The organism is Neisseria flava, assembly GCF_982712965.1.
Genome location: NZ_CEXQBZ010000060.1, coordinates 1 through 8,318 on the forward strand (window position 1 = coordinate 1; position 8,318 = coordinate 8,318).

Annotated in this window: 8 protein-coding genes; 7 read left to right on the forward strand and 1 reads right to left on the reverse strand. The window is 51.6% G+C overall.

Annotation, left to right across the window (positions count from 1 at the left end):
- From AC5M9B_RS03720 to AC5M9B_RS03730, 3 genes are all read left to right on the forward strand, one after another.
- Positions 1 to 303: hypothetical protein (locus tag AC5M9B_RS03720; protein ID WP_487648270.1), on the forward strand; the 303-nt coding region annotated here is incomplete at its 5' end.
- Positions 224 to 1,057 carry a phosphoserine phosphatase SerB gene (gene serB, locus AC5M9B_RS03725; RefSeq protein WP_487648271.1) on the forward strand — a complete coding sequence of 278 codons (834 nt, stop codon included), beginning with the start codon at positions 224 to 226 and terminating at the stop codon, positions 1,055 to 1,057. The genes AC5M9B_RS03720 and serB, both read left to right, overlap by 80 nt.
- Before the next feature lie 399 nt (positions 1,058 to 1,456).
- On the forward strand, positions 1,457 to 3,430 hold the full coding sequence (locus AC5M9B_RS03730) for a TonB-dependent copper receptor (RefSeq protein WP_487648272.1): 1,974 nt from the start codon (positions 1,457 to 1,459) through the stop codon (positions 3,428 to 3,430).
- Between the two features lie 397 nt (positions 3,431 to 3,827).
- Here the strand turns inward: AC5M9B_RS03730 and AC5M9B_RS03735 are convergent, their stop codons facing one another.
- Positions 3,828 to 4,964 (reverse strand): polyamine ABC transporter substrate-binding protein, encoded by a 1,137-nt coding sequence (locus AC5M9B_RS03735; protein WP_487648273.1) that lies wholly within the window; start codon positions 4,962 to 4,964, stop codon positions 3,828 to 3,830.
- Positions 4,965 to 5,331: 367 nt separating this feature from the next.
- On the opposite strand from AC5M9B_RS03735, the gene AC5M9B_RS03740 reads away from it, so the two are divergent.
- The 4 genes from AC5M9B_RS03740 to AC5M9B_RS03755 all read left to right on the forward strand — a co-directional run bounded on the left by AC5M9B_RS03740 (position 5,332) and on the right by AC5M9B_RS03755 (position 8,057).
- Positions 5,332 to 5,919 carry a DUF1415 domain-containing protein gene (locus AC5M9B_RS03740; protein WP_487648274.1) on the forward strand — a complete coding sequence of 196 codons (588 nt, stop codon included), beginning with the start codon at positions 5,332 to 5,334 and terminating at the stop codon, positions 5,917 to 5,919.
- A 21-nt stretch (positions 5,920 to 5,940) separates the two neighbouring features.
- Positions 5,941 to 6,300: a YbaN family protein gene (locus tag AC5M9B_RS03745; protein WP_019270376.1), complete on the forward strand. Its 360-nt coding sequence runs from the start codon at positions 5,941 to 5,943 to the stop codon at positions 6,298 to 6,300.
- Between the two features lie 133 nt (positions 6,301 to 6,433).
- Positions 6,434 to 7,054: an L-threonylcarbamoyladenylate synthase gene (locus AC5M9B_RS03750; RefSeq protein ID WP_070655153.1), complete on the forward strand. Its 621-nt coding sequence runs from the start codon at positions 6,434 to 6,436 to the stop codon at positions 7,052 to 7,054.
- 190 nt (positions 7,055 to 7,244) lie between these two features.
- Positions 7,245 to 8,057: a fimb protein gene (locus AC5M9B_RS03755; protein WP_070655151.1), complete on the forward strand. Its 813-nt coding sequence runs from the start codon at positions 7,245 to 7,247 to the stop codon at positions 8,055 to 8,057.
- Positions 8,058 to 8,318 lie beyond the last annotated feature (261 nt).

Below are 8,318 nucleotides of genomic sequence, written 5' to 3' on the forward strand. Positions count from 1 at the left end.
TTGCCTCGCCTTGCCGTACTATCTGTACTGTCTGCGGCTTCGTCGCCTTGTCCTGATTTAAAGTTAATCCACTATACTTCCCCCAAAGGTCGTCTGAAAACCGCTTCGTCGCATCGCCGCACGCATACGGTTTTCATCAGGAAGCCCGTTTCAGACGACCTTCCCGATATGAAATCTTCAGGCTTTGCTATAATCCGCAATCCGCATTTTTTGAGCCACCGCCATGCCGTACGCCCTCGTCCTCCAACTTCCTTCCGCCGAAGCCCTGCCTTCCGCCCTTCTTTCCCGCCTGCCCGAGCCTGATTACGCCGATGAAAAGCGTATGCGTTTCATCGTTGAAGAAGGATTTTCTTTAAGCGGGGCAGACGCGGCGTTACTGAGCAGCCGTCAAATCGACCACGCCGTGTTGCCCGATAGGGCGTTCGGCGAACTCGGGCTGATTGTCAGCGATATGGATTCGACGCTGATTACCATTGAATGCGTCGATGAAATTGCGGCGGGCGTCGGCTTGAAAGACCGCGTGGCGGAAATTACCGAACGCTCGATGCGCGGCGAATTGGATTTCGAGCAGTCTTTGCGCAGCCGCGTCGCCCTGTTGGCGGGATTGGACGAACGGGTTTTGGCGGATGTTTATGAAAATGTTTTGCGGCTCTCACCCGGTGCGGAATTTTTGTTGGACGAATGCAAGGCGCACGGCGTGAAATTCATGCTGGTGTCGGGCGGATTCACATTTTTCACTGAAAGGCTGCAACAACGCCTCGGCTTCGAATACCAACACGCCAATGTTTTGGAAATTGAAAACGGCAAGCTGACAGGTCGTCTGAAAGGCAGAATCATCGACGCGCAGGCAAAAGCGGATTTATTGCGGGAATACCGCAGCCGCCTCGGATTGCAGCCGCATCAGGTTTTGGCGATGGGCGACGGTGCGAACGATATTCCGATGCTCAAAGAGGCAGGCATAGGCGTGGCTTACCGCGCCAAACCGAAAGCGCAGGCAATCGCCGATGCCTGCATCAATTTCGGCGGATTGGAACGCGTCAGAGGTTGGTTTAAATAAACCGCCTGTATCGGTGGTCAAGAGTTTCCCAGTAAAGCAAAGGTCGTCTGAAAAATTTTCAGACGACCTTTTTGCTGTTTGAAATATCGTAATGACTGCAAACGGAATGCCAAAGGACACGCCGTCTCAGCATACCAAAACGGGTTTGCAGCCCGCTCCCGAACACAGCCCTCTTTATCCCCGTAACAGCCTTATCCCTTCTTCCTACCAAACGGAACAATAGGCAATTAATCAACACGGGTATTACTATTATTCAAATAATTTAATTATGCCTCAAAAATATTGACTTAAATCAAACAAAACCGTTTTCTTACTCACAAACTGCCTGACATTCTTTATACTACCAAAGAAGTAATTAACTACAACTAATGAACTAGACCAATAAAAGGAGCTCTAAGAATGAAACACCAGCTACTCCTTCTGCCGATTGCCTTAGCCGTATCCCAAGCTTGGGCAGATACAGACCCCGTTCCCGAAGAGACTGTTACCCTTTCTCCTGTCACCGTCACCGGCACACAACAAGAAAAAGCTAACCGCGTTACTTTCAACCCCAAAGCTGCTTTGCAACCCCTCCCTGCCGGAGACGGGGCAGACCTTTTACAATCTGTCCCCAACATGAGCATCATCCGCAAAGGCGGTAGCTCGGGCGATCCGTTGTTCCGCGGCTTGGGCGGCTCGCGCCTGTCGATTAACGCCGACGACCAGTTTATTTACGGCGGTTGCGGTATGCGTATGGACCCGCCGACTGCCTACATCCACCCAAACTCTTTTGACAAAGTCGTCGTTACCAAAGGCCCTCAAACCGTAACCCAAGGCATGGGTTTGGTCAGCGGCTCGGTGCAATTCATCCGCAAAGACCCTGATTTCAGCGAAAAACCCTACAACATCAACGCCTCCCTGACCGCGGGCAGCAACGACCGCCGCGACGGCTCGCTTGAAGCCGAATTCGGCGGCAAATACGCCTACGTCCGCAGCAATATTTCCCATAACGAAGCCGACGACTACAAAGACGGCTCAGGCAAAAGCGTCCACTCCCATTTCAAACGCGACAGCCAAATGCTGCAACTGGGTGTTACTCCAACAGAAAATACCACCATCGCCGGCACATACGAACGCAGCAGAGCCAAGGTTGCCTACGCCGACCGCATGATGGACGGCAGCAAATTCGACCGCGACGCATGGAATGTCCGCTTTACCCAGCGCAACCTCACCCCTTGGTTCAGCGAACTCGAACTGCGCTACGGTGAAAGCGAAATCGACCACGTCATGGACACATACAGCCTGCGCACCATCCGCAATCCCGCAGGCAAACAGATTAAAAACGCCAACAACCCCAAACGCAATACCGACACAGGTCGTCTGAAAGCCACCTTCGATTGGGACAAACTCAATCTGCAAACAGGTCTGGACTATCTGGACGACGTCCATGTCGTGCGCAATGAGCACGGCGGTGACGGCTACCGCCACAAGCCTTTTATGCCCAACCAAAGTTTCAAACAATGGGGCGTTTTCACCGAAGCCGCTTGGCAGCAAACCGACAAACAACGTTGGGTAGCAGGCTTGCGCCACGACCGTGTCAAAGCGGATTATGATTCCGCAGACGTAACCGATCCCGCCTTGAAACATCAGAAATTCAACTTGAATTCCGGTTTCTTACGTTGGGAACGTGATACAGATAACGGCTTGAAATACTACGCCGGATTCGGTATCGCCGAACGCTCTCCCGACTACTGGGAACGTCTGCGCGCCAAAAAGAAAATCATCCATCCCGAACAAAACCGCCAAATCGATGCGGGCATCATCTGGAAACGTCCTAACCTCCATGCCTCCGTATCCGTATTCGGCAGCGATGTCAAAAATTTCATCATACTCGAACGCCAAGGCACAGATTTAGGTGTACGCAACGTTAAAGCCTCGCGTTTCGGCGGCGAAGCCGAAGTCAAATGGACGTTTGCACCTAATTGGGAAATTGGCAGCAGCCTCGCCTACACCCACGGCAAAAACCGTACCGACGGCAAACCTTTGGCACAAACTCCGCCGCTCGAGTGGAATAACACCCTCGCCTTCGACAACGGCAAATTCAGCGCAGGCGCTTTATGGCGCGTCGTGGCGAAACAAAACCGTTACAGCAAAGGTCAAGGCAATATCGTCGGTCAGGACATCGGCGCCTCTTCCGGCTTCGGCGTACTCTCGCTCAATGCCGGCTGGAAATTCAGCAAATACGCCACCTTGCAGGCCGGTATAGACAACGTGTTCAACAAAACCTATGCCGAATTCGTCAGCAAAGGCGGCGACCCTTCAGCAGGCACGCAAACCTTGCGCGTCAACGAACCCGGCCGTACCGCTTGGTTGAGACTGCAAGCGAAATTCTGATGTTGCGTTGAGAAAGTGAAAGGTCGTCTGAAAACCCGATTGTGGGTTTTCAGACGACCTTTTCTATAAATTGAGGAAAGGGCAAATCTCAAGCTATCCTCGTTCCTTCGTTGGTATAGTGGATTAACTTTAAATCAGGACAAGGCGACGAAGCCGCACACAGTACAGATAGTACGGCAAGGCGAGGCAACGCCGTACTGGTTTAAAGTTAATCCACTATAAAAATGACAGTATCGGGTTAAGCATAGTCATATTCTATTTGAGTTTACCCAAATCCTTAACAATCCGATATTGCAACACGACAAACCAAAACCCGCCCTATCGTACGGTAAAAAAAGTCGTCTGAAAACCAAATTTGATTTTCAGACGACCTTTAGTGTTCCAACGCATTAAACTGCTATTTGCCTGCTTTCAGCGATTGCCACAGGCGGACGCTCAGGCGGCTTGCATCTGTTGATTTGGGCGATACGATAAAACTTTTCTCCATCAATTCCTTGGTTGGGAAAATAGACGCATCGCCGGTATATTTCTCGTCCATCAATGCGCGTGCAGGGCGGCTGGCGGGGGCATAGGTAACGAAATTGCCGTTTTGCGCCGCGACTTCGGGATCGAGCGTGTGGTTGATGTATTTATGCGCATTGGCGGTATTTTGGGCGTCGCGCGGAATCATCAGGGAGTCTACCCAGATGCCGACGCCGCTTTTTGGTGCTAAAACTTCGATTTCGACGCCGTTCTTCGCTTCTTGCGCGCGTGTTTTGGCGATATTCAAGTCTCCGCCGTAACCGACTGAGACGCAAAGGTTGCCTGCCGCCATGTCATCAATATAGCCTGACGAAGTGAAGCGTTTGATGTCGGGGCGCACTTTTTTCATCATGTTGACGGCGGCTTTGATGTCGTCGGGATTTTCGGTATTCGGGTCTTTGCCCAAATAATGCAGCGCGAGCGGGATTTGTTCGATGGCGCTGTCAAAATAGCTGATGCCGCAGGATTTCAGCTTTTTGGTGTATTCGGGATTGAACACCAAATCCCATTCGTTTTCGGGCAGTTGATCCGTTCCCAAAGCTTTTTGAACCAGTTTTTTGTTGATGGCGAGCGTGTTGATACCCCAAAAATATGGGACAGCGTATTGGTTGCCCGGATCGACTTTTGCCATCATGGCAAGCAGGTCGGCATCGATGTTGGCGTAGTTCGGGATTTGGCTTTTGTCGATTTTTTGGTACGCGCCGGCTTTGATTTGGCGTCCGACGTTGGCAATGGACGGGGCAACGAGGTCGTAACCGGATTTGCCGGTCAAGAGCTTGGCTTCGAGGGCTTCGTTGCTGTCGTAGTAGTCGTAGCGGACGTTGATATGCGTATTTTTTTCGAACGCTTCAAGCGTGGCGGGGTCGACGTAGTCCGACCAGTTGTAAATATTGAGCTTGTCGGACGCAGTATGGGAAGAAGGGGCGGAAGATTCTGCGGCGGTTTGTTGTCCGCCGCTGCATGCAGTCAAGACGAGGCCGATGAGTGCCGCCGCCATTGAAGTTTTTTTCATGGATACAGTCCTTTTGCGAAAGAGGAAAACATTGCAGCGGTGGCAGCGGTTTATACGAACTGTCCACATGCAAAAGGTTAACTGTGGGGGCGGCCGGCATATGCCTCGGGCCCTTGATTCAGCAGGTTCGCATTAAACGGCAAAATCCCTGTCGGCGCAATAGGTTAGACAGGAAAATTTCTTCTTTTTTTCGTTGTTTTCAGCTATGGTTTTCTTCATAAACAAAAAAATATTCAGACGACCTGTTACATACTGGCCACACATAAATTTTCCCTATCCGCACACCCATGCCCTTTGCCTAAAACCCATGTTATTTGCTATACTTTTTGAGAATTATTTTTAATTAAATTAAATCCAAAATTCCCGCATGACTACTCCCAACTCCGCCACCGTAACCGACCACACCCGCCAATGGCTCGTAAAAGCCGTCATCGGGCTCAACCTCTGCCCCTTCGCCAAAGCACCGCACGTCAAAAACCTCGTGCGCATCAGCGTCAGCCAAGCCCGTCATCTGGACGGTTTCCTTGAAGACCTAGACCGCGAATTGCAGCTTTTGGGCGACACGCCCGCTGACGAGCTGGAAACCACCCTGCTTGTCCACCCGACCCTATTCCCCGACTTCGACACCTTCAACCAAATGCTCGACATCGCCGATGCCGCCGTTGTCGACAACGGTTTGGAAGGCATTATCCAAATCGCCCCGTTTCATCCCGATTTCCAATTTGAAGGCACGGATTCAGACGACATCGGCAACTACACCAACCGCTCGCCCTACCCCACCCTGCACCTCATCCGCGAAGACAGCATCGCCAAAGCCGCACAAGCCTTTCCCGATGCCTCCGCCATTTTCGAGCGCAATATCGCCCTGCTCGAAAAAATGGGACATGAAGGCTGGGACAAACTCGATATTCCCCGCTGCCCATTTGATCACGGCAAAACCAAAGCATTCGAATAAAACCTACAACAAAACAACAATATGATTCGCTACTTACTCATCTTTTGCGGCGCAGTTTCCTTACTTTTAGGTATCATCGGCATTTTCCTACCATTGCTGCCAACCACGCCTTTTGTCCTGCTCGCCGCCGCCTGTTGGGCAAGAGCTTCGCCCCGTTTCCACCGCTGGCTGCACCAACACCGCTATTTCGGCCCCATGATACAAAACTGGGAAAACAACGGCGCCGTCCCGCGCAAAGCCAAAATCTTCGCCATCAGCATGATGGGCCTATCCTGCATCTTCATGTTTTGGCGCTTCCCCGAACAATGGTGGATAGGCGCGGCATCGACATTAGGTTGCGGCTGCGTCGCCGTCTGGATGTGGCTGCGTCCCGAACCCTGATTCGTGTTCAAAATCCAAGGTCGTCTGAAAACGCGGCTTCCGTTCCGAAACCGTATTTTCAGACGACCTTTTGTCATTTCAAAGTATCGGTTTTAAAATATCGGTAACACAAACCATCAAAAGGAAAGCCGTCATGGCACAATTCTTCGCCATCCACCCCGACAACCCGCAGGAACGCCTGATCAAACAAGCCACCGACATCGTCCGCAACGGCGGGGTTGTCGTGTACCCTACCGACTCCTGCTACGCGCTCGGCTGCAAACTCGGCGACAAAGCCGCGATGGAACGCATCCTTGCCATCCGCAAAATCGACTTGAAACACCACCTGACCCTCATGTGCGCCGATTTAAGCGAATTGGGCACTTACGCCAAAGTCGACAATGCCCAATTCCGCCAGCTCAAAGCCGCCACCCCGGGCAGCTACACCTTCATCCTACAAGCCACCAAAGAAGTCCCCAACCGTACGCTGCACCCGAAACGCAAAACCATAGGCCTGCGCGTTCCCGACAACAACATCGCCTTAAGCCTGTTGCAGGAATTAGGCGAACCACTGCTCAGTTGCACCCTAATGCTGCCCGAAGACGACGAGCCGCTGACCGATCCTTACGAAATCCGCGACCGCCTCGAACACGCCGTCGATTTGGTGATTGACGGCGGCTGGTGCGGCACCGAGCCGACCACCGTCATCGACATGACTGACGGCACGGAACTCATCCGCCAAGGCAAAGGCGACATCGCCCTATTCGGTCTGTAAGCCTAAAAAACTAAAAGGTCGTCTGAAAACCCAAATCCGTTTTCAGACGACCTTTTTATGCCAATTCTTTTGCTGCCACACCACATCTCTCACGTTTTGTACCATGAAACTCTATGTTGCCGGTCATATTCAGATATAATAACGACCTTCAAAAATAATTCCCTCAATAATTACATTACGGAAACAACAAATGGAAAATACCCAAACTCCCTCCCGTTGGCGTTTTGCCCTCAAAAACGCAGGCTGGCATCTTGTCGTCAGCCTGATTCTTGCAGGCCTCGCGGCACTTTTGGTCTTCGCTGTCTGGTATCCCTACCCCTATTCAGAACTGACGGGCGGATTGAATTTGTACACACTCGTCGTCTCGGTCGATATTGTCTGCGGCCCTCTGCTGACACTGATTCTCGCCAGCCCAAAGAAAAAACTGCGCGAACGCATTACCGATTTTTCTTTGGTCGGCATCATCCAGCTCGCCGCGCTGGTTTACGGCTTACACAGTGTTTCCTTAGCGCGCCCTGTCGTTGCAGCCTTTGAAAAAGACCGCATCAACATTGTTACCGCCGCTGAAATCGACGAAGCGGATTTAGCAAAAGCCCCTGAAGAAATGCGCCAACTGCCGTGGTTCGGTATCGAACGCGTTGCCCTGCGCGATCCTGCATCCATCGAAGAAGCCAACGAAAGCCTCAGCCTTTCGCTTAAAGGTATAGAACCCAGTATGCGCCCGAATTGGTGGCAGCCCGACAGTCCTGCCGAACGCGCGAAAATCCGCAGTGCGATGAAACCCTTGGTACAACTTGCCATCGCCCGCAACATGAGCGAAGCGGACATCCTCAAAACCGCTTCCGTCAAACAAACTGACAAACCTCTGTTTTTCCTGCCGCTTACCAGCGGTAAAATCAAAAACTGGATTGTCGTCATGGATGAAAACGCCGACTTCCTGGGCTACGCGCCGATTGACGGCTTTATCGACAAAAAGCCCGAATTTAAAGAAAAAGTTATCTGACGGACAATAAGTCGTCTGAAAACAGATTCCGCCCAATACCGCCGATAAAATTTCAGACCATCCCTCACCGTCAAAATGGCCGAACTCGAAAACAGGGATTCGGCCTTTTCCTTTAAAGCCACCCTATCCGGTGGTATGATGGAACACATCCGCATCATCAGATAGATATAATATGGGGACGCCCAATATAGTGGATTAAATTTAAACCAGTACGGCGTTGCCTCGCCTTGCCGTACTATTTGTACTGTCTGCGGCTTCGTC